18 protein-coding genes are annotated in these 19,686 nt (G+C 51.3%); 16 read left to right on the top strand and 2 right to left on the bottom strand.

Going from position 1 to position 19,686, the window contains the following annotated elements:
• The first annotated feature begins 436 nt into the window (after positions 1-436).
• The 6 genes from SYN_RS02335 (at position 437) to SYN_RS02310 (ending at position 5,820) form a co-directional block, all read left to right on the top strand.
• Complete coding sequence (locus SYN_RS02335) at positions 437-772, top strand: STAS domain-containing protein (RefSeq protein WP_041584638.1); 336 nt, start codon at positions 437-439, stop codon at positions 770-772.
• A 7-nt stretch (positions 773-779) separates the two neighbouring features.
• Positions 780-1,193, top strand: coding sequence for an ATP-binding protein (locus tag SYN_RS02330; RefSeq protein ID WP_011416403.1), 414 nt, complete (start codon positions 780-782; stop codon positions 1,191-1,193).
• A gap of 13 nt (positions 1,194-1,206) precedes the next feature.
• Positions 1,207-2,214, top strand: coding sequence for an ABC transporter substrate-binding protein (locus tag SYN_RS02325; protein WP_011416402.1), 1,008 nt, complete (start codon positions 1,207-1,209; stop codon positions 2,212-2,214).
• The gene (locus SYN_RS02320) at positions 2,201-4,111 is read left to right on the top strand and encodes a SpoIIE family protein phosphatase (protein ID WP_041584637.1); all 1,911 of its coding nucleotides are present in this window, start codon (positions 2,201-2,203) and stop codon (positions 4,109-4,111) included. The genes SYN_RS02325 and SYN_RS02320 overlap by 14 nt, the downstream gene beginning before the upstream one ends.
• Before the next feature lie 50 nt (positions 4,112-4,161).
• A complete protein-coding gene (locus SYN_RS02315; protein WP_011416400.1) occupies positions 4,162-5,469 on the top strand; it encodes an acetyl-CoA hydrolase/transferase family protein in 1,308 nt (435 codons plus the stop codon).
• 135 nt (positions 5,470-5,604) lie between these two features.
• Positions 5,605-5,820, top strand: coding sequence for a hypothetical protein (locus SYN_RS02310; RefSeq protein ID WP_011416399.1), 216 nt, complete (start codon positions 5,605-5,607; stop codon positions 5,818-5,820).
• A gap of 249 nt (positions 5,821-6,069) precedes the next feature.
• Here SYN_RS02310 and SYN_RS02305 read toward each other — a convergent pair whose 3' ends face one another.
• Positions 6,070-6,864 carry a cation transporter gene (locus tag SYN_RS02305; RefSeq protein WP_041584636.1) on the bottom strand — a complete coding sequence of 265 codons (795 nt, stop codon included), beginning with the start codon at positions 6,862-6,864 and terminating at the stop codon, positions 6,070-6,072.
• 194 nt (positions 6,865-7,058) lie between these two features.
• On the opposite strand from SYN_RS02305, the gene SYN_RS02300 reads away from it, so the two are divergent.
• The 3 genes from SYN_RS02300 (at position 7,059) to SYN_RS02290 (ending at position 9,436) form a co-directional block, all read left to right on the top strand.
• Positions 7,059-7,994: an AEC family transporter gene (locus SYN_RS02300; RefSeq protein ID WP_011416397.1), complete on the top strand. Its 936-nt coding sequence runs from the start codon at positions 7,059-7,061 to the stop codon at positions 7,992-7,994.
• Positions 7,995-8,357: 363 nt separating this feature from the next.
• On the top strand, positions 8,358-8,972 hold the full coding sequence (locus SYN_RS02295; RefSeq protein ID WP_011416394.1) for a phosphoribosyltransferase: 615 nt from the start codon (positions 8,358-8,360) through the stop codon (positions 8,970-8,972).
• Positions 8,973-9,028: 56 nt separating this feature from the next.
• A complete protein-coding gene (locus tag SYN_RS02290; RefSeq protein WP_011416393.1) occupies positions 9,029-9,436 on the top strand; it encodes a cytidine deaminase family protein in 408 nt (135 codons plus the stop codon).
• A gap of 50 nt (positions 9,437-9,486) precedes the next feature.
• On the opposite strand, the gene SYN_RS02285 is transcribed toward SYN_RS02290, so the two are convergent.
• Positions 9,487-9,765: a hypothetical protein gene (locus SYN_RS02285; RefSeq protein ID WP_041584635.1), complete on the bottom strand. Its 279-nt coding sequence runs from the start codon at positions 9,763-9,765 to the stop codon at positions 9,487-9,489.
• 357 nt (positions 9,766-10,122) lie between these two features.
• Between SYN_RS02285 and SYN_RS02280 the strand changes: the two genes are divergently transcribed.
• From SYN_RS02280 to SYN_RS02245, 7 genes are all read left to right on the top strand, one after another.
• Positions 10,123-10,644, top strand: a complete 522-nt coding sequence (locus SYN_RS02280) for a hypothetical protein (RefSeq protein ID WP_041584634.1) — start codon at positions 10,123-10,125, stop codon at positions 10,642-10,644.
• Between the two features lie 666 nt (positions 10,645-11,310).
• The gene (locus SYN_RS02275; RefSeq protein ID WP_011416390.1) at positions 11,311-13,284 is read left to right on the top strand and encodes an aldehyde ferredoxin oxidoreductase N-terminal domain-containing protein; all 1,974 of its coding nucleotides are present in this window, start codon (positions 11,311-11,313) and stop codon (positions 13,282-13,284) included.
• 1 nt (position 13,285) lies between these two features.
• Positions 13,286-13,846 carry a (4Fe-4S)-binding protein gene (locus SYN_RS02270; protein WP_041584633.1) on the top strand — a complete coding sequence of 187 codons (561 nt, stop codon included), beginning with the start codon at positions 13,286-13,288 and terminating at the stop codon, positions 13,844-13,846.
• A 23-nt stretch (positions 13,847-13,869) separates the two neighbouring features.
• Complete coding sequence (locus SYN_RS02265) at positions 13,870-15,027, top strand: (Fe-S)-binding protein (protein ID WP_011416388.1); 1,158 nt, start codon at positions 13,870-13,872, stop codon at positions 15,025-15,027.
• A gap of 31 nt (positions 15,028-15,058) precedes the next feature.
• Positions 15,059-18,130 (top strand): FAD-dependent oxidoreductase, encoded by a 3,072-nt coding sequence (locus tag SYN_RS02255; RefSeq protein ID WP_148202459.1) that lies wholly within the window; start codon positions 15,059-15,061, stop codon positions 18,128-18,130.
• 42 nt (positions 18,131-18,172) lie between these two features.
• Positions 18,173-19,012 (top strand): hydrogenase iron-sulfur subunit, encoded by an 840-nt coding sequence (locus SYN_RS02250; protein WP_148202458.1) that lies wholly within the window; start codon positions 18,173-18,175, stop codon positions 19,010-19,012.
• A gap of 115 nt (positions 19,013-19,127) precedes the next feature.
• On the top strand, positions 19,128-19,352 hold the full coding sequence (locus SYN_RS02245) for a hypothetical protein (protein ID WP_041584632.1): 225 nt from the start codon (positions 19,128-19,130) through the stop codon (positions 19,350-19,352).
• The last annotated feature ends 334 nt before the right edge of the window (positions 19,353-19,686 follow it).

Below are 19,686 nucleotides of genomic sequence, written 5' to 3'. Positions count from 1 at the left end.
ATCGGTCAATTTTCTTTATCCAACATAAATTCCCATTTATTTCTATACATTCGCCTATTTTTATTATAAAAATAAACTGTATCGACTGGAAAGTCGGGATGCTGATCCTGGATTCCATTGAAAAGCAAAGTCATCTTCTCACTTCTACCGCCCAATCGAAAACCAAAACCCTCATCGGATAATAGCCATGTTTCGAATGCGCCATTACCGAATAAGTTTCCTGTTCATGCATCATAATCACTTGCCATCGATGCCCTTTGCGCATCGATGGTTCAAAAGGTCTTCAGCCAGTTTGTGCATCCATCTAATGGCCATAATTCGACCGCGAAAGGCATGCGAAAATGTTTCCGAAATGCATATCCGCACACTTTTGTATCTTCCGGGTAGACAGACTGCATTTTGCCATTTTCAGACTCCAGGGAACAGGAGGGTCGCCATGGAGATTCTAAGCAGGACAGAAAACAATATAACAGTCGTGACGGTAACGGGGCGGATGGATGCACTGACTGCTCCGGATTACCAGGATAAGCTCAATGAGCTTATAGCAAAGGGAGCAACAACTTTTGTAGTAGATTTCGAAGGCCTCGATTACATCGGCAGCGCCGGCCTGCGCGGGATTCTCTCGACAGCCAAAGCGCTGAAAGGTAAAGGGGGAGAAGTTCATTTTGCCAATGTGAAAGGGGCGGTCAAGGAGGTGTTCGAAACGTCCGGCTTCGACTCAATCTTCCAGATCCACGACTCGGTGGCTTCCGCCCTGGAAGGTATCGGCTGATATAAACATGAAAGTCACCAGGATGACATGTGAGGCCCGCATCGGCAATCTTGAAGAAGTCATTAATTTCGTCGACGGATGCGCTGACCGGATTGGTCTGACCGGCATAAAAAAAAACAAGGCGCTGATCGCCGTAGAGGAAGCCTTTGTGAACGTCTGTCATTATGCTTATCCCGGCGGTACGGGAGAGGTCGAACTGACCTGCCGCGGTAAAAACGATGCCTTCGAGTTTGAGATTGCAGACAATGGGATCCCCTTCAACATGTTGTCGTTACCCGATCCGGATACAACAGCCGACATCATGGAACGTAAAATCGGCGGACTGGGTGTCTATCTTATCCGTAAGCTCATTGACGATGTGAGCTACCGGAGAAAAGACGGGCAGAATATCCTCAGGATGGTTCTGCACACACGTAAATAGAGGAGGCACTGTCATGGTTGCGGCGCCTTCAACGGCAAAGAGAGCATTTCTGGCACTGGCCGCGGCAGTTTTTTGCGTGGTCGCTTCTACGTCTGCCTCTGCTGCTGAACGGACGCTTAAAAAAGTCTCCTTTATCCCGGCTTGGAATCCGCAGGCCCAGTTCGCCGGGTATTACATGGCACTGGAGAAGGGCTTCTATCAAAAACACGGCATTGACCTGTCTATCCTGAACGGCGGACCAGAGACCTCGACTTCAGAGTATCTGCACAGCGGGAAAGCGGATTTCGCCGTGCTCTGGCTTGCCACCGCCATTCGTGAGCGAGCGGCTGGAGTGAGACTGGTCAATCTGGCACAGATCATCCAAAAATCGTCCATGATGCTGATTGCCAGAAAATCAAGCGGCATCGCCAAGCCGGCGGATATGAACGGAAAGAAGGTCGGGCTGTGGCAAGGCCCATTCGCGATCCCTCCGCGCGCTTTTTTTAAGAAATACGGCCTGCGCGTCCATGAAGTGCCACAGTCCTACACGATAAACCTTTTCCTGCATGGCGGGATCGATGTCGCCTCCGCCATGTGGTACAACGAATATCATACAATTCTGAATGCCGGAATTGACCCCGATGAACTGAGCATATTTCTGCTCAAGGATTACGGTATCGACCTGCCTGAAGACGGTCTCTACACCCTTGAAAAGACACTAAAAAATGATCCAACTCTGGCGAAGGGTTTTGCGCAGGCCTCGCTGGAGGGCTGGAGCTATGCTTTCGCTCATCCTGAAGAAACGCTGGATGTCGTCATCAGGTATATGCGTGAGGCAAAGCTTCCGGCCGACCGGATGCACCAGAAATGGATGCTGGAGCGGATGCGTGACCTGGTCATTCCCAAGGAAAACCGGAGAGTTATGGGAAGGCTGACACGTAACGATTATACAGCGGCGGGTCATATTCTGCTCAATAACGGTGAAATCCGGACACTTCCCGATTTCAAAGCATTCACGGGGCAGTCCGATGCTCAGCAATAAAAGCATCGCATTCAAATTGACACTGGTTATCACACTCTGCAGCACATGCATTTTTGCATCTCTTCTCGGCTACAACTACTACCGTTCCCGACTTGTTCTGAGAAAAGAGCTGGTGCGCAATGCCCGCAATTTAACCATGGCGTCCGTAAACCGGATAGAGACGGTATTGACCGCAGTCACCAAAGTTGCCGAAGGTGTGGCGCGTTCACTTGAGAATACAAGACCGACACGCGAGGAGCTTTCATCCCTGCTCAGATCCACGCTGGCAGAAAACCCCGAGATTTACGGTTGCGGCGCTGCGTTTGATCCTCACGCCACCGGTCCGGATTCTCACCCCTATATCACCTACTTTCAGAGAGATCACGGCAGGATTGTTTATGCCCCGGACGATACCCTGAACTACCTTCAGAAGGATTGGTACCAGATCAGCAGGGAGACCGGAAAGAAAGAGTGGACAGAACCCTATTATGAAGGAAACGTCCTGATGGCAACCTGTTCGGTTCCCTTTTATGAAACAACCGACGGGGCACGACGTCTGAAGGGTGTCGCGTTCTCCAATGTTTCATTGGATTGGTTGACGGAACTGGTCGCCTCGATCAAGGTGCTCAAAAACGGCTATGCCTTCCTTATTTCCCGTTATGGTACCATTGTAACCCATCCGGATCGGGCGATGATCATGAACGTCACTATCTTTGGGTTTGCCGAGGCCGCCAAAGACCCGACACTGCGTGAGCTGGGCAGGAAGATGATCAAGGGCGGTTCGGATTTCATCCCCTTTACGAACCTCAAAGGCGTCAAGTGCTGGGTCTATTATGCGCCCATCCCTTCCACAGGCTGGAGTCTGGCGGTTGTCTTTCCTGAAACGGAACTCCTGGATCAGGTAAAAACATTGAGCCTGACCGGCGCACTCATCGGACTGGGCGGCATTATGCTTCTAACGATGGCTGTTGTCCTGATCGCCCGTTCCATTACCTTTCCGCTGAAGACTCTGGCCGGGGCCACAACCGCGATTGCCCGGGGAGATTTTGACGTGGAACTGCCGCCGGTATCTACGCAGGATGAAGTAGGCAAGCTCGCTGACGCCTTTGCGGCGATGAAAAGTTCGCTCAAGGAATATATTAAAAGATTGACGGAGACAACTGCCGCCAAGGAACGGATCGAGAGTGAGCTGCGCATTGCCCGCGACATCCAGAGGGACTTTCTTCCCAGGACTTTCCCGCCTTTCCCGGATCGGCAGGAGTTTGAGCTCTACGCTGTGATGGAGCCGGCCAAAGAGGTGGCGGGGGATTTTTATGATTTCTTTTTCGTCGACGACACCCACTTATGCTTCGTTATCGCCGATGTGTCGGGCAAGGGAGTTCCGGCAGCCCTTTTCATGGCCATGTCCCTGACGCTCATCAAGGCCACGGCCCGCTATGGCCTTCCCCCCGAAGAAATCCTGTGCAGGGTCAACAACGTGCTTGCGCGCGAAAATGATTCCTGCATGTTCGTTACCGCATTTTTAGGGATACTGGATACGGAGAGCGGGGAAGTTATTTATGCCAATGGCGGCCACAATCCTCCGCTGCACCTGAAGCATGGCGGAGGAGTTGCCTGGCTGGCGAGATCAGGCAGCCTGATGGTCGGCGTTATGGAGGATGCACCCTACCGGTGCGAACGAATTCTGCTCGAACCGGGAGACTGTCTGTTTCTTTACACGGACGGTGTGAACGAAGCGATAAACGCCCGGGAAGAGGCTTTTTCCAATGACCGGCTGGAGCGGCGCCTGCGTGCCTTGCAAGGATATGAAATCAAGGACGTTGTTTTCGGGATCATGGCTGATGTCCGGGCGTTTACCGGAGAGGCTCCTCAGTTCGATGACATCACAATGATGGTGATCCAGTACAGGGGAGAGTGATATACTGTAACGGCAGATTTTAATAATATTTTTCAGACAAAGGAGGCAATATGAATTCGTATCATGGCGAGTACAGGAATAAGCTGATGTCGTCGCCTCTGGATGCGGTCGGCCTCATTCAGAGCGGAAACAGCGTGGTCGTGGCAGTGAATTTTTCCGAACCCCCGGCTCTGCTCGATGCCATTGCCGCAAAAGCCAGAGCTGGAGAACTGGAGAATATTAAAACCTATTCGTTCAATCCCCAGAAATACGCAGGCAACACCATATTCGCCCCCGATGTCGCTGACTGCATACAGGCGAATGCCTGGTTTGTCAGCGCCCCTGTTCGCAAGATGATCCGTGTCGGCCTGGCCTATTACATTCCTTCGGTGTTTTACCAGGTCCCCAGGTTTCTGCGGGAAAACATGAAGATTGACGCCACCATAACCACCGTATCGCCCATGGATAAGGCCGGGTATTTCAGCATTGGGGCGGCGACCTATATTACCGTGGCTTCACGGCTTTCAAAAAAGGTGATTGTGGAGGTCAATGAAAACTCGCCTCGCATATTCGGCGACACCCAGATTCACATATCGGAGGTCGATGCGATTGTTGAAAATCATGTACCCCTTTTGAGCCCTGTTTTTCCACCCAGAAAACCAGAAGATGAAATAATCGGCAAGAGGCTGGCCGAGCTTATCCCCGATGGGGCCTGCCTGCAGCTTGGTATCGGGGTCATCCCCAATGCGATTGCGGAATACCTGGAAGGCCATAAAGATTTGGGCATTCACTCGGAACTCTTTGTGCCCGGCATGGCCAATCTCATCAAGAAAGGGGCTGTTACCGGCCGCAGAAAAAACTTTCATCCTCGAAAGCATCTTTTTGCAGCCGCTTTCGGGCCAAAAGAAATGTATGAATTAATGGATGACAATCCTACGATGGAGAGCTATTCATCCGAATATATTATGGATCCTGTGAATATTGCACGGAATGACAACCTCATAAGCGTCAACTCCATTCTGGAAGTCGACCTTACCGGTCAGTGCAACGCGGAAACCCTTGATGGATTTGAATTCAGCGGAACAGGTGGACAACTGGATTTTGTCCGTGGGGCATACAGTTCAAAAGGCGGAAAGTCAATCCTTGTCTTCTATTCAACAGCGCAAGAGGGCAGGATTTCACGGGTTGTCCCCCGCCTGGCTGCCGGCGCCGGCGTTACCACCCCCCCCATGGATACCCAATACCTGGCTACGGAACATGGGGTGATTAACATCAAAGGCAAGTCCACCCGCGATCGCGCCCTGGACATCATCAGCATCGCCGATCCCCGGTTTCGCGATGATCTCCTGAAAGAGGCCGAGGATCTGAGCCTGATTTGATGTTGAAGTAGGCGATATACAGGATTTTTCACGCGCCTCTGCGCCGTGCGTGTCAGTGGCAGCGCACCTGTGCGGTGAAAACAAGCAGGGGAAATTACCAATTTCAACAATCATAAAAAAGAAAGGGAAAAAGCTATGGGAGCGAGCAAAGAAGATATAAACAAAATGTTGAATGAGAAAGCCGGGAGGATGCAGGATGTTCTTGATTTATTAAAGAAATCACGTGAAAGATTAAATGAGGAAGGAGACATGTATCTCATTAAGCAAGAATTGAAGTTACAATTAAAATTCTGCGCTGCGGAAATGCAGAAAGTGATGTGGGAGTACAGAGATGTTCTTGACCTGTTATAAATGGTTATTCAGCCATGCCCAGTGTCAGTCAGGGTTGTCATGGACTGATTCATACAAAGCCATCGGCAGCTCCTGGACACTGGGTACTTTTTTCCTCTAACAGCGATATACGAACCCAGAGCAGCTCACTGATGAAAAATGATCTGGTTGGCCCAGAACATGAGAATCAACGAAAATATCGGCAGGATCAGGAATGGTTCTGCTTTTTTTGAGCATACTTAACTATTACAAAGGGAAACAAAGGGTGCGTCATTTCGATAGCTGAAGAATCCTGTATGCGCCTGTCGCGACAAGGATAAAAACGATGGTCCCGATTATCAGATCAGGCACTTTTGATGCTGTGAGATACACGAGTCCCCCCGCAGCGATAACGCCAAGGTTCACAATGACATCATTTGACGTGAATATCATGCTTGCTTTCATGTGAGCTTCCTGGCTTCTGGACTTTTGAAGCAGGTACAGACAACTTGCATTCCCCGCAAGAGCCATCAAAGAGATGACGATCATCATGAGAAAGTCCGGATTTTCTCCATGCCCCAAGAAACGCCTGACAACTTCCGCAAATCCAAGAATGGACAGTGTGAGTTGAAAATAACCTGAAATGCCAGCTACTTTTTTCTTTCTGGAAATTTGGCTTCCAACGGCAAACAGTGCAAGCCCGTACACCATGCTGTCCGCCAGCATATCCAAACTGTCAGCAACAAGCCCGATTGAACCCGCGATAAAACCTGTTATGATTTCCAAAGCAAAAAAGAAAAAGTTGATAATGAGAACTTGCCATAGAACGCGGCTTTCCTGATGTTGATCATCGCTGATACTTGCCGGCTTTGTCACTTCAGAGGAAACAAACTGAGTATCAAGCTGCAGGGAGTCAAGGGCGTTATAAATTTTATCACCGCTATCCGTATGGTATACTTCCAATTTGCGTCCAGGTATATCAAACTGTAAGGAGTGAATACCGTTCAATTCCTCCAATTTCATTCGTATCATTCGTTCTTCTGAAGGACAGTCCATTTTCGATATATGGAAGGTCGTTTTAATCATTGTTTCCCTTTCGCTTGAACGCGCTCTGTTCAATGACTTGACGATCAGATGCTGTGAGAAAAGCGGGCATCATAAGTGAAAGATGTGTCATCTGTACAGAATTCACCCGTAAATCTTCAAATGATTACGTTTATCAACTAACCGGGGTTCACAGTCTGAGATCTTGAACACGGTTATTAAGGGATATAAATATAATGAGTATCATTTCAAAATTCATCATCTTTCAGCTGGTCATTCTCATACCCTTCGTCATGGGATCACTTGTGCAAAGACAGATGGCACAGGCGCCACAGACATTGATCAGGATGAACCTGATCTGTCTGGAACCTCTCATTGCTTTGTGGAGCATCTGGGGGTTAAACCTCGAGTCGACTTACATCGCTCTCCCCTTTTCAGGATTCTGTCTGGTCCTCGCCGGTGGAGCCATGGGCTATCTGTTTATGCCTTTCGTTCGCCTCCATGGAAAATCGAGAGCTACTTTCATTATCAGTTCCTCATTAGCGAATCATGGTTTTACCATGGGAGGATTCTTATGTTATCTTTTTCTGGGGGAACGTGGGCTTGGCCTGTCTCTGATCTTTACATCGTATTTTATGCCATGCATATTTCTGGTTGTGTTTCCCTACGCGCGATCATTGTCATCAGAGGTCCGGTTCAGCATGAAATTCCTGCGGGAGAACATCATCAACATGCAGAACATGCCGTTATATGCGATTATGGCGGCGCTCTGTCTGCAACTTCTCGGAATAAAAAGACCGAGTATATTCTTTCCTGTTGACTTGATCCTTTTGATCTCTGTCAGTGTGTATTATTTCACCCTCGGAATCAACTTTAACGTGAAGAATATATTCTCGTGCTTCAGGGAAAATGGCGCGCTCATCGCGATCAAGTTTCTATTTCTACCCATGATGACCCTTATCACCCTTAAAATCATACCTCTGGATAATCTGGTTTCACAAGTGATCCTGATTCAATCATTCATGCCGACAGCCATATACTCCGTTGTGGCGCCGGTTCTTTTTAATCTGGACACGAGGCTTGCAACCAATCTCTTTGTCATAAACACGGTTGTTTTTATCGTTTTTGTCCTCCCTGTGCTTTTTATTTTCCACGGAAATCTGGCTGGTTAATGTCTGTGAATCCGGCGGGGGACGGCGCGTTGAGGAATTATTGATCCGCTCTGGTTATTCAGGTATAATTAAAAAAATTATTGCGGGTAGGAAGAATAAAAATCCGCTATGCTGCAGATGGATTGAATGGGCGCTTCAGGAACTTCACAGGACGGTGGTAGCCGAAGCGGTCCGTCGTCGACGTTTTGACGTCTTTGATGGCAAAGGAACGGGTCAATAAGATGATGGCACAAAATCAGGTCCACACAAAGGGAGCTCATAACGAAACAGATGGAAAAGCGGGATGTTGATCAGAATTACGTAACTGGATGAAACCGGGTTTTTATCAATTTCCTTAATAAGACACCGAATTTGAGGTAAGCCATGCCTTTGCCTGCCGAAGAAAAATTCAGATGCGATATCCTGTCATGGGGAGGTATTGTCAGGGACTCTCGAAGGCTTTCATGGATGATAAGAGATTCGGAATATAAACCGGAGATCATCATAGCAATCGGCAGAGGCGGCTATGTCCCTGCCAGAATTCTCTGTGACTATCTCCTCATTCATGATCTGGCATCGATCAAAGTCGAGCACTGGGGAACTGCCGTTATGAAAGAAGAGGCGATCGTCAAGTTTCCGCTCTGCGCTCCGATCAGGAACAGGAAAGTCCTTCTCGTCGATGACGTGACTGACAGCGGCGATACACTGAAGGTCTCGCTCCAGCACTTGAAAAAGTTCAGGCCACAGGAAGTAAGGACAGCGGTTCTGGTACATAAAACCCGCTCCGCGGTCACTCCTGATTACTTTCTCAAAAAGATCATTAAATGGCGGTGGGTCATTTTTCCCTGGCATGTCATGGAAGATCTGACTGAACTGATACAAAGACTGAAAGCCGGGGGCGTCTCCAGTGAGGATGAGTTGAGAAGCATCCTGAAACAGAGATATGATATCGATGCCTCGATCAATACCATCCGAGAAGTCTTATCGTTCATCGGATAACTTTTGTATCGGCAGATGCAAAAGATGCCTCTTGATGCCTTGAGCGGAACTACAATATGAAATCAAAACTCATTGCAGAAGCATCAAAAGTTATCGGCCCCTTCCAGTTTGATACTTATCCAACAAATTACGCCGGAAAAGTCGGGGCAGCCCTGATTACGGACAGGGGTAACATCTATACGGGGATCTCCGTGAATCTGGCTTGTAATGTCGGCAGTTGCGCCGAACACGCAGCCATAGTCGATATGCTCAAAATGCGCGAAACGAAAATAGCCATGATCGTCAGTGTTTATGAAGGAGGAAAGATCATTGTACCGTGCGGCAGATGCCGCGAGATGATCATACAAATTGACAGTCAAAATAAAAATACTTTGGTCATTGTAGATACTGAAAAGACCATTCCTTTATCAGAATTATTGCCCTGTCCGTGGTATTTTGAGCAGAATGAGGATAAGCATATCTGACAATTCCATTTCACCGATTTCTGTCTGATCGCGTAAGATTATCCTCATCATTATCGGGTGTCGGAAGGGCTTCCTTCGGGTACGAAGGGAATGAACTTCTCCACGCACTGCACGCCGGATGTCGACTGATACCTGCAGACATACCGCTTTCCCTTACAGATCGCTTCCCAGCTGTGAACGCCTCCGACAGCGATCAGAGTCGCATGCTCGATATCTATCTCATCAGGGTTGCATCCGATGACGCCGGAAGACAGGTTGGCGTATTTCCGGGCATTGGCGCACCCGGCAAACATCATGCAAAGCATCAGGAATATAAGTACTTTTTTCATCTCACCTCTCCATTCATGTAACAGGGGCTGAATTCTTCCAGACCGACATTTCCCCATACAGGGGACATCTTAGCATGATCTTTCAGCCGCGACCATGATCCATATCTTCATAAGGCCCTTCATTGTATCTACCGGCCGACTCGTTTTTGTGAATCAGAGGAGGGATTGTATGCGGGATATTGCGTAACTGCGGCGCAGTATTTCAATAAAAACAACCGTTCAGTCCCTGATCATCAATTCCCCGGTTGGACTATGCGATAGACAATAATCCACGACACGGCAACAGAATGTTTTACGACACCGTAAAATTTAAAAAGGTTGATGGAAATTTCGTTTCCATGTAAGAGGATCTTCACTATGGAAAATTTATCAGAACAAAAATCCGGCATCGAGAAGGCAGCGGAAGATCTTTTCAATTTCGCCGTAGAACGTGACGACGTCAAGGCGCTGATGACGCACCTTGATGAATCGGCCGACATTCAGCGCAGCTCCGTCGAATACGAACTGCAGATCCTGAAAATCATCAGCGTGGGCTGGGCCGTTCCCTATTACCTGGGAAACTCCCCGCAAAAGGATCTGATCGGCGCGTGCTACTGGCAGGCTATTCAGAATTTTTCGCAAAGCCTGTCCGAAACATTCGGACTGCTTGCCGGTCAGTCCATCGATTACTTTCAGGTTCTCAGGGAACGCCTGGACACGTACGTCAGCGCCCTGCAGCAGAAACTCGACGCCCCTGAACCGGCGGTCGTCATCGGGCCGGAATTTGCGAATGCCTGCGGCAACAGGGATGACGTCTTCACGGTAATGACCGGATCCAGGATGTTCATCTCAACCATAAGAAGCGTGAAGCAATACCTCGAGAATATCGGGGTGAAATAGTCCCTTGTGTTTAGCTCCCCTGATTGTGCAGGATGCATGCCATCATGCAGAAATTGGGATACCGCCTGCCCCCCGCCAGAACAAGGACTGATCCCGTTGTCAGCGGCAATTTCACTTTTCTTCGATGGCGGCTGTTTCGTTTCTGTATTGTAACTTAATAAGTCCTTCAGGCCTCTTCTCCCCCAGATAATGTGCCTATTCTAAGTTCGCTCCCTGCAGGACGGACAGATTGAATTTTATCCGGATAAATTCACCCTCCCCTCCCGATCTTCCACTCCTGTTTTACGGGAAAAAATCACGATATTTCTTACTTAAATAATGCATGGACATATTCAAAAAAGACACTTTTTCTCTTGACAAAGTAATTACGATATGGCTACATGTTGACACCTATTGTAACTAAAGATGAAAATGTATTTTGTCTGCTCAATTGGAGCAATTTTTTTTGATGTATTCAAGGTGTGACATAACCCTTAATTCTACTGTTCCAGTTTTGATGGACAGAATCAACAGACCATGGAATTGAACCTCGGTCTGCCGGACAATCTAAAAAGCCATTCGTTTCCAACTAACAGCCGGATGTCAGTTGTTTTTTGCACAAATCAGGAAGCAGGAAACGTAAGTGACGTTTAAAGAACATTTATAGATAGAGGGGTAAAGAAAATTATGAGGTATTCAGAAACTGGGTACAATTTGGAGATTGATTTAACCACAGGCAACGTTGAGAGGGTCGAGACGGACCCGAAAGACACGGAATTTTTACTTGGGGGCGTGGGGACATCCTCGAAGATCATGTGGGACAGGGTCGGTCCTGAAGTCAAGCCCTTCGATCCGGAGAATCTGCTCATCTTCAGTTCGGGACTCTTATGCGGCACGTCCTGTCCCGGAGCGAACCGCACCATGATTACATCGGTTTCGCCCCAGACGGATTTCGTGGCCTATTCGATGATGGGCGGATTTTTTTCGCCGGAAATGAAGTACGCCGGCTACGACAAGATCATCTTCCGCGGCAAGTCCCCGAAACTGGTTTACATCTGGATCAAGGATGACAAGGTGGAAATCCGGGATGCATCCCATCTGTCCGGCAAAGGCTCCGTGGAAACTCAGGAACTGATTCGTCAGGAATTGAAGGAACCGCGGGCTCACGTGGCGGCCATCGGGCTGGCCGGTGAAAACAGGGTCTTTTTTGCCTCCATCGAACAGGGCCGGTCCAGCGCCAGCCGTCTGGGACTGGGCGCCGTCATGGGAGACAAGGGAATCAAGGCGATCGCCATTCGGGGAACCAAGGACCTCAATGTGGCCCGTCCGGCCGAACTGATCGAGATCAACAACTGGCAGATGGAGTACATGTGGTGGCGGCAGGAGAATCCGATTCCCAAGATGATGCCCATCATGGCCATTCTCGGGTCTCCGCAGGAGATGCTGGAATGTGACGAAAAGTGGCACACGGAGAACTTCTCCTGGGGAAATTCCCGTGTTCGGAGAAAGAATTTCTGGACCCCTGAAATCGAGGAGGCGTGGACCAGGCAGCAGCTTAGCGCGCGGAAGCGGTTGATCAGCTGCTACAACTGTCCGATCAAATGCGGTGCGTTGATCTCCGTTCCGGGAGTCGCCGCTTACATGATGAAATGCTTCACGAAACTGACCTACGCCATGGGCGCCTTCGTGGACGACCTGGAGTGGGGTCTCCAGACCGCGGGAAAGGCCATCGAGTATGGCGTGGACGGATTTTCCTGTCCCCAGGTCGTTGCCTACGCCTTTGAGTTGAAGGAAGCCGGGATTCTGACCGAGGAAGATTTTGCCGGAACGGATGCCTATCCTCCCTGTCCGGAAGATAATGCGGGAAGATTCCTTTGGATGCTGGACCGCATCGTCCGCCGGGAAGGGATCGGCAACATCTTCGCCGACGGCACCTACTGGGCGGGCAAAACGATCGGCAAGGGCGCGGAAAAATACGCCCACAACAACATTCGGAAACATGAGCAGGCGCCGCTCAAGCTTGGCGCTGTCAACCCCATTTACTACCTGATGTACTGCACCAACGAAAAATTGAACATCACCCAGATTGAAGGGCAGTGGCCCCAGATGCCTTACTCCAAGCCGGAGGACAGAGAGGCGTATGTGAAGGATTGGTTCCAGGTTCCCGATGACCGGTTCAAGGAGTGGTTCAAGCTCTGGGAGATGAAAGGCGAACACGCCCTGCCGTATTTCCCGGGCATCCCGGAAATCTTTGAGATCGTGGACTGGATGGAGAGGATGCACCTGATCGACGACATGTGCGGGGTCTGCACCGGAATCTCGGCATTCCACCTGAAGCCCCCTTATCATATTCACAATTACCCGAAAATCATCTCCGCGGCGACCGGAATGGATATAAGCGAAGAAGAGCTGATCAAGATCACCAAGAGGGATCGTCAGTTAATCCGGGCCAACAACGTCCGCAGAGGCTGGAGGCAGATCGACGATATGCCGCCTGAAGATCACTGGGCAAAGAGACTTCCCGAATACGAAAAGCAGCTTCTGGAAGGCTACCAGGCATACAAGGGCTGGGATACGGAAGGCATTCCGACAAAAGAGTCTCTGGAGTCACTGGATCTGGGTTTCGTTGCTGAAGACTTTGAGAAGAGAGGTATTTTCTAAAATGGCCAAGATAAAGAAAAAAATAAAGACGATCAAGATTGACGAGTCGAAATGCAATGGCTGCCGGGCATGCGAGATGATCTGCTCCGCCTTCCATTCCACTCCGAAGTACAGCACCATCAATCCGGAGAGGTCGCGCATCCGGATGTATCGCGACGTGAGAAACGACCTGTATCTTCCCGTTTATGCCGGCGAGTATACAGCCGCCGAGTGCATGGGCAGAGACGTCTATGTCATTGACGGCAGGGAGTACGAAGAGTGCGCCTTCTGCCGGGCGGCCTGCCCGTCCCGGGACATTTTCCATGAACCCGATTCCGGCCTTCCGCTCAAATGCGATATGTGTGAAGACGACCCTCCCCAGGAAGTTCCCCTCTGTGTCAAGTGGTGCCTTAATGACGCCCTGATTTACGAGGAGCGGGAAGAGGAAGTCGAGGAAGGGATTGAGATGGAGGACGTGGAGACCGGATTGTTAGCCATGGTGGACAAATACGGCCTGCAGAAGGTCCTGGATACTGCCGCCCGGGTAGCCAAAAAGGGCGAATCCGTCGAATCGAAAAAATAAAAAAGGAAAAAGGAAGGAAACCGGTGGAGACTATAGCCCCCTTCAAGGAAATTATAGAGGAAGTTAAAGCGCACGGTGGAGACGCCTTCAAACGCTGTTTCCAATGCGGCTTGTGCGATGCCGTCTGTCCCTGGAACAAGGTGCGGCAGTTCAGCATGCGCAAGATCGTCCGCGAGGCCACGTTCGGCCTGACGGACATTGAGAGTGAAGAGATGTGGCGTTGCACCACCTGCGGAAGATGTCCCCAGCAGTGTCCGCGGGACGTAAAACAGATCGAATCCGGGGTTGCCCTGCGCAGGATTGCCACGGAGTACGGCGTATTTCCCCATTCCGTACAGCCGATCAAGAGCATCAGAGGCAGCCTTGTCGGTTCAGGGAACCCGCTGAACGAGGAGCGGGGCAAGCGAGCGGACTGGGCCAGGGGCCTGGATGTGAAGCCTTTTGCCGAGGGGATGGAGATTCTGTATTTTCCCGACTGCTATGCCTGCTATGACCCGCGGATGAAGAAGGTCGCGGTTGCCACAGCCAGGATTCTGCAGGCGGCCGGGGTGGATTTCGGCATCCTGGGCGACAAGGAAGTCTGCTGTGGCGAGAGCATCCGCAAGGCAGGCGATGAGGAGGTGTTCCAGCGCCTGGCGAAGGAGAACATCAAGGCCTTTATCGATGCGGGTGTGAAGAAGATTCTTGTTTCGTCCCCCCATTGCTACCATACCTTCAAGAACGAGTATCCCGAATTCAGGGTGAACTTCGAGATCGTTCACATCACCCAGTACCTGGCCGAGCTCATTGGCGAGGGACGGCTTAAGCTTGATCCGGACAAGGTGTATGAGAAGAAGGTCACCTGGCATGATCCCTGTTACCTGGGGCGGCACAACGGCATCTACGACGAGCCCCGCAATGTTCTGCAGGCCGTACCCGGTCTGGAGTTTACGGAACTGCCGGAACACCATGTCGCCAGTCTGTGCTGTGGCGGCGGCGGCGGTCGGATCTGGATGGAGACGATCAAGGGAGAGCGGTTCTGCGATCTGCGGATCGATCAGGCGGTCGATGTCGGGGCGGAGGTGCTGGTCACCGCCTGTCCGTACTGCATCACCAACTTCGAGGACAGCCGGGTCACCATGGGTCTGGATGACAGGATCGAGGTTAAAGAGATCACGGAAGTGATTTCGGAATTGATTTAGGAAATCATCACATCCGATGAGGTTGATATAAATGGAAAAAGCAAACAGTAATTTTGGAGATGTAATGGTCGTCGGCGGCGGGATCAGCGGCATTCAAGCCTCTTTAGATCTGGCCACCGCCGGTTTCAAGGTTTACCTGGTGGAGAAGTCGCCCAGCATTGGCGGGCACATGGCCCAGCTGGACAAGACCTTCCCCACCAATGACTGCTCCATGTGAATTCTCGCACCTAAACTGGTCGAGGTCGGCCGGCATCCGAATATCGAGGTCCTGACTTACACGGAAGTGGATCGTGTAGCCGGGGAGGTGGGAGATTTCAAGGTCACACTGACGAAAAAACCCAGATACATCATCGAGGACAAGTGCTCGGGCTGTACTACCTGCGTGGAGTACTGTCCGGTCGTCTATCCCGATGTCTACAATCAGGAGATATCAAAGAACAAGGCGGTTCATGTGTACTTCGCCCAGGCCATTCCCCTGGTGACATACATTGATGAGAGCTGCCTTTACCTGAAGGAGGACAAGTGCCGGATCTGCGAAGCCGTGTGCAAGCAGGACGCCATCGACTTCAGTCAGGTTCCCGAGCAGATGGAGGTCAATGTGGGGGCCATCATCCTGTCGGCAGGTCTTGAGCCGTTCGATCCCCGGCTGAGCAAGGAATACCATTACGGGGAGTTTGCCAACGTGGTCACCGGCATGGACTTCGAGCGGCTGCTGTGCGCCACCGGTCCCTATGGGGGCGAGATCCTGCGCGCCTCCGACCTGAAGCATCCCCATAAAATCGCGTGGCTTTCCTGTGTCGGCTCCCGACGGGTGACCGAGGGCGAGAACAGCTACTGCTCCATGGTCTGCTGCACCTACAGTCAGAAGCATGCCATCCTGACGAAGGATCACGACCCCGATGCGGAGTGCACGATCTTCCATAACGATGTGCGTTCCTATGGGAAGGATTTCGAGCGCTACGTCGACCGGACGGAGGCCCTTCCCGGGATCCGGTTCATTCGCAGCTATGTGTCCATCGTTCGAGAGGACCCGGTCACGAAGAATGTTTTCGTCCGGTATTCCACGCCTGATGAAGGGGTCAAGGAAGAAGAATTCGACATGGTGGTTCTGTCGGTCGGTCTGGCTCCTCCGCTGGAGGTGAAGGCGATGGCGGAGAAGTTCGGCATCGAGTTGAACGAACATAATTTCTGCAAGGTCGATCCCCGCAATTCGTTGCAGACCAGCCGGCCCGGGATTTTTGTCAGTGGAGGCTTCCAGGGGCCGCTGGATATTCCCGAGTCGGTTTTCGGCGCCAGCGGGGCCGGCTCCCAGTGCGGCGAGCTTCTGGACTACCGGCGGGGGAACCTGTCCAGGGAAAGGGTTTATCCCGAGGAAAAGGATGTTTCCGGGGAAGAGCCGAGGATCGCCGTCTTCGTCTGCCATTGCGGCGCGAACATCGGTCGGATCGTCAACGTCCCCGAGGTCGTGGAGTACGCCCTGACGCTGCCCAACGTGGTCTACGCGCAGGAGCAGCTCTTCTCCTGCGCGACGAACTCCGCCCAGGAGATCACCGACATGACCCGGGAGAAGGGGATCAACCGCGTGATCGTCGCCGCCTGCTCGCCGCGAACCCTGGAGAACCTGTTCCGGGATACCGTTCGCGAGGCGGGGATCAACCAGTATTATTATGAAATGCCCAACATCCGGGAGCACAACTCCTGGGTTCACGCGAAGGAAAAAGAAGAAGCGACCCAGAAGGCCAAGGATCTCCTCCGGATGTCCGTGGCTCGTGCTCGTCGTCTGCAGGCCCTGCAGGAATTTGACCTGCCGGTGAACAACAATGCGCTCATCGTCGGCGGCGGTGTTGCCGGCATGGTTTGCGCCCTTTCCATCGCCGAACAGGGTCATGAGGTCTACCTCCTGGAGAAGGAGAAGGAGTTGGGCGGAAACGCCAGAAGGATTCACACCACGCTGGAAGGGATGGATGTCCAGGCCTACCTGAAAGACCTGATCCAGAAGGTCTACGGGAATCAGCTGATTCATGTCTACACCGGGGCCACCATCACGGAGGCGACGGGTTATATCGGCAATTTCGTCACCAGGGTGACTTCGGAAAGAGGTCCCGCGGAGATCAAACACGGGGCCGCCGTCATCGCCATCGGCGCCGAGGAATACAAGCCCACGGAATACCTTTACGGGCAGGACGAGCGGGTGATGACCCAGTTGGAGCTGGAAGAAAAGATTGCCCGGGGCGACGAAGCGGTCATCAATGGCGAGAGCCTGGTGATGATCCAGTGTGTGGGCTGCCGGAACGAAGACCGGAACTACTGTTCCCGGATCTGCTGCAGTCATGCGGTCAAGAATGCCCTGAAGCTCAAGGAGAAGAATCCCGCGAAGGATATCTACATCCTCTTCCGGGATATGAGGACTTACGGGTTTGCCGAGGATTATTACCGGCAGGCTTCGGAGAATGATGTCAAGTTTATCCGCTATGAGCCGGAGACCGCCCCCGAGGTGGAAGCCGTTGTGGAGGAAGGGAAGCCGGTGCTGCGGGTGAGTGTTCTCGATCCGATTCTGGGTCAGGGTCTTGCCCTGGATGCGGATCACCTTGTTCTGTCGGCCGCGGTGCTTCCCTCGGAAGCGACCAGGGAAGTGGCGAATCAGTTCAAGGTGACATTGAGCCTGGACGGCTTCTTCAAGGAAGCCCATGTGAAGCTGCGTCCGGTGGAATTTGCGACGGACGGTGTTTTCCTCTGTGGGCTGGCTCAATATCCCAAGCACATCAATGAGACGATCAACCAGGCGTATGGTGCGGCGGGCCGGGTCATCACCCTTCTGTCCCGCGACACGGTCACCGCCTCGGGTTCCGTCTGCGAGGTGGATGAGAAGAGGTGCATGGGCTGCGGGGCTTGCGCGTCGGTCTGTACTTACGGGGCCATCGAAATGCGCGAGACCAAGCAGGGCCGGAAAGCGACCATGAATCCCGTTCTCTGCAAGGGGGATGGTCTGTGCAACGCCATGTGTCCGACCGGAGCGATTTCCCTGAGGCACTATACCGAGGATGAACTCCTGGCCCAGATAGACGCGATCGTACCGGAGCAGGTGTCGGTCGAAGTCGACTGAGAAGGAAGCAGGAACAAAGAAGAACTTAGGAAGGAGAGAAGAATGGCTGATCTTAGATTTAAGCCCCGGATCATCGGTTTCGTGTGCCACTGGTGAGCATACGGCGCCGCTGACCTGGCTGGAGTTTCCAGACTGCAATATACATCAGAAATGAGGCTTGTCCGTGTCATGTGCACGGGACGGGTGGACTTTACCCATATATTACGATCCTTTGCCGACGGATGTGACGGGGTGTTCGTAGGTGGTTGTCATCTCGGCGAGTGCAATTACATCACGAACGGGAATTATCACGCGCAGAACATGGTGGCTCTGACAAAGAAGCTGCTGGAGCGCATCGGGCTAAACCCCGAGCGCCTGCGGATGGCTTTCATGTCCGGTGCGGAAGCGAACCTTTACACGGAACACGTGAACAGTTTTGTCAAGAAGATCAAGGAACTCGGTCCTCTTGGCGTGATGGAGGGAATCGGGAAGGAGGATCTTGACGCCCGTCTTGCCGAACTGATCAGGCAGGTCCCCTACATCAAGATCATGACGAATGAGAAGCTGGCGAAGCAGCTGACGAATCACGAGGATGTGGAGAAGCTTTTCACCACGGAGGACGTGGAGAAGTTATTCAGCGAGAAGATCTCATACTATATTGATCCGGAAAAGTGCCAGGCCTGTATGACCTGCGCGCGGAGATGCCCGATGGATGCGATCATCAGCGCCAAGAAGGAGGTTCACATCATTGAGCAGGACAAGTGTATCCGCTGCGGGGCATGCTTTGCAGCCTGTCCGCCTCAATTCAGCGCCATCGTGAAGCTGGTCGGCCAGCCTGCTCCGCCCCCTCTGCCTGAAGGCCAGCGAGCGGTCGTCAAAAAGAGCAAGGAAGCAACTGCATAAAATGCAGAAATATTGATTCCGGGTATCAACAATGGAAACAATATTCACATGGAGAGGGGCTTGGCCGAAAGGTTAAGCCCCTCTAGAAATACCAAAGGTGGAGAGGAGATATATAATGGGCGAACTTGCTAAAGTAAATATTGGTGATTTCGAGAAGCAACCGGATGGTTCCTGGGTTAGTGTTAAAATTTCATATGTAAATACCAAAGGCGGAACTGTAATCGCTTTAGAACCTGGCACGATTTTTAGACCAGGCTTCAAACAATTCGGGGGAATTGACTTTGTAAAAGAACTTGACGAAATCAGCGAAAATTTAAAAAACGCGGAAGAATCGACTTAGTAAAAGAACCCGACGAAGTTAGCAAGAATTTTACAAATTGACCTGAATAGGGTATACCGCAACAAAAAAGTGCCCTGTAGCATGCAGGAATAGCGATTCCGTGGGCGATAGTGTGATTCTATTCACACAGCCCAACCATGAACAATGAAAAAGGACTTAGCTGAAAGATGCTAAGTCCTTTTTTTATTTGGTTATTCACAAATAACTCCCCCGTCTCGAGTCCCAGGGACGAGAGCTATCCGACTTGAAATATTATTATGCAATTTCTTTAGAATATGGCATCCTGACGCTGAAGAGCGAAAGTCATCGAATCCACACCATCACTTGGGAAAGG

The organism is Syntrophus aciditrophicus SB, assembly GCF_000013405.1.
Taxonomy (GTDB): domain Bacteria; phylum Desulfobacterota; class Syntrophia; order Syntrophales; family Syntrophaceae; genus Syntrophus; species Syntrophus aciditrophicus.
This window is presented reverse-complemented; position numbering and strand designations above follow the sequence as displayed.

Coding starts and splice junctions, on each gene's coding strand:
- SYN_RS02305 (WP_041584636.1), bottom strand. CDS start 6,864: ATGATTAAAACGACCTTCCATATATCGAAAATGGACTGTCCTTCAGAA.
- SYN_RS02315 (WP_011416400.1), top strand. CDS start 4,162: ATGAATTCGTATCATGGCGAGTACAGGAATAAGCTGATGTCGTCGCCT.
- SYN_RS02320 (WP_041584637.1), top strand. CDS start 2,201: ATGCTCAGCAATAAAAGCATCGCATTCAAATTGACACTGGTTATCACA.
- SYN_RS02300 (WP_011416397.1), top strand. CDS start 7,059: ATGAGTATCATTTCAAAATTCATCATCTTTCAGCTGGTCATTCTCATA.
- SYN_RS02295 (WP_011416394.1), top strand. CDS start 8,358: ATGCCTTTGCCTGCCGAAGAAAAATTCAGATGCGATATCCTGTCATGG.
- SYN_RS02335 (WP_041584638.1), top strand. CDS start 437: ATGGAGATTCTAAGCAGGACAGAAAACAATATAACAGTCGTGACGGTA.
- SYN_RS02245 (WP_041584632.1), top strand. CDS start 19,128: ATGGGCGAACTTGCTAAAGTAAATATTGGTGATTTCGAGAAGCAACCG.
- SYN_RS02325 (WP_011416402.1), top strand. CDS start 1,207: ATGGTTGCGGCGCCTTCAACGGCAAAGAGAGCATTTCTGGCACTGGCC.
- SYN_RS02310 (WP_011416399.1), top strand. CDS start 5,605: ATGGGAGCGAGCAAAGAAGATATAAACAAAATGTTGAATGAGAAAGCC.
- SYN_RS02290 (WP_011416393.1), top strand. CDS start 9,029: ATGAAATCAAAACTCATTGCAGAAGCATCAAAAGTTATCGGCCCCTTC.
- SYN_RS02280 (WP_041584634.1), top strand. CDS start 10,123: ATGGAAAATTTATCAGAACAAAAATCCGGCATCGAGAAGGCAGCGGAA.
- SYN_RS02285 (WP_041584635.1), bottom strand. CDS start 9,765: ATGAAAAAAGTACTTATATTCCTGATGCTTTGCATGATGTTTGCCGGG.
- SYN_RS02330 (WP_011416403.1), top strand. CDS start 780: ATGAAAGTCACCAGGATGACATGTGAGGCCCGCATCGGCAATCTTGAA.
- SYN_RS02275 (WP_011416390.1), top strand. CDS start 11,311: ATGAGGTATTCAGAAACTGGGTACAATTTGGAGATTGATTTAACCACA.
- SYN_RS02270 (WP_041584633.1), top strand. CDS start 13,286: ATGGCCAAGATAAAGAAAAAAATAAAGACGATCAAGATTGACGAGTCG.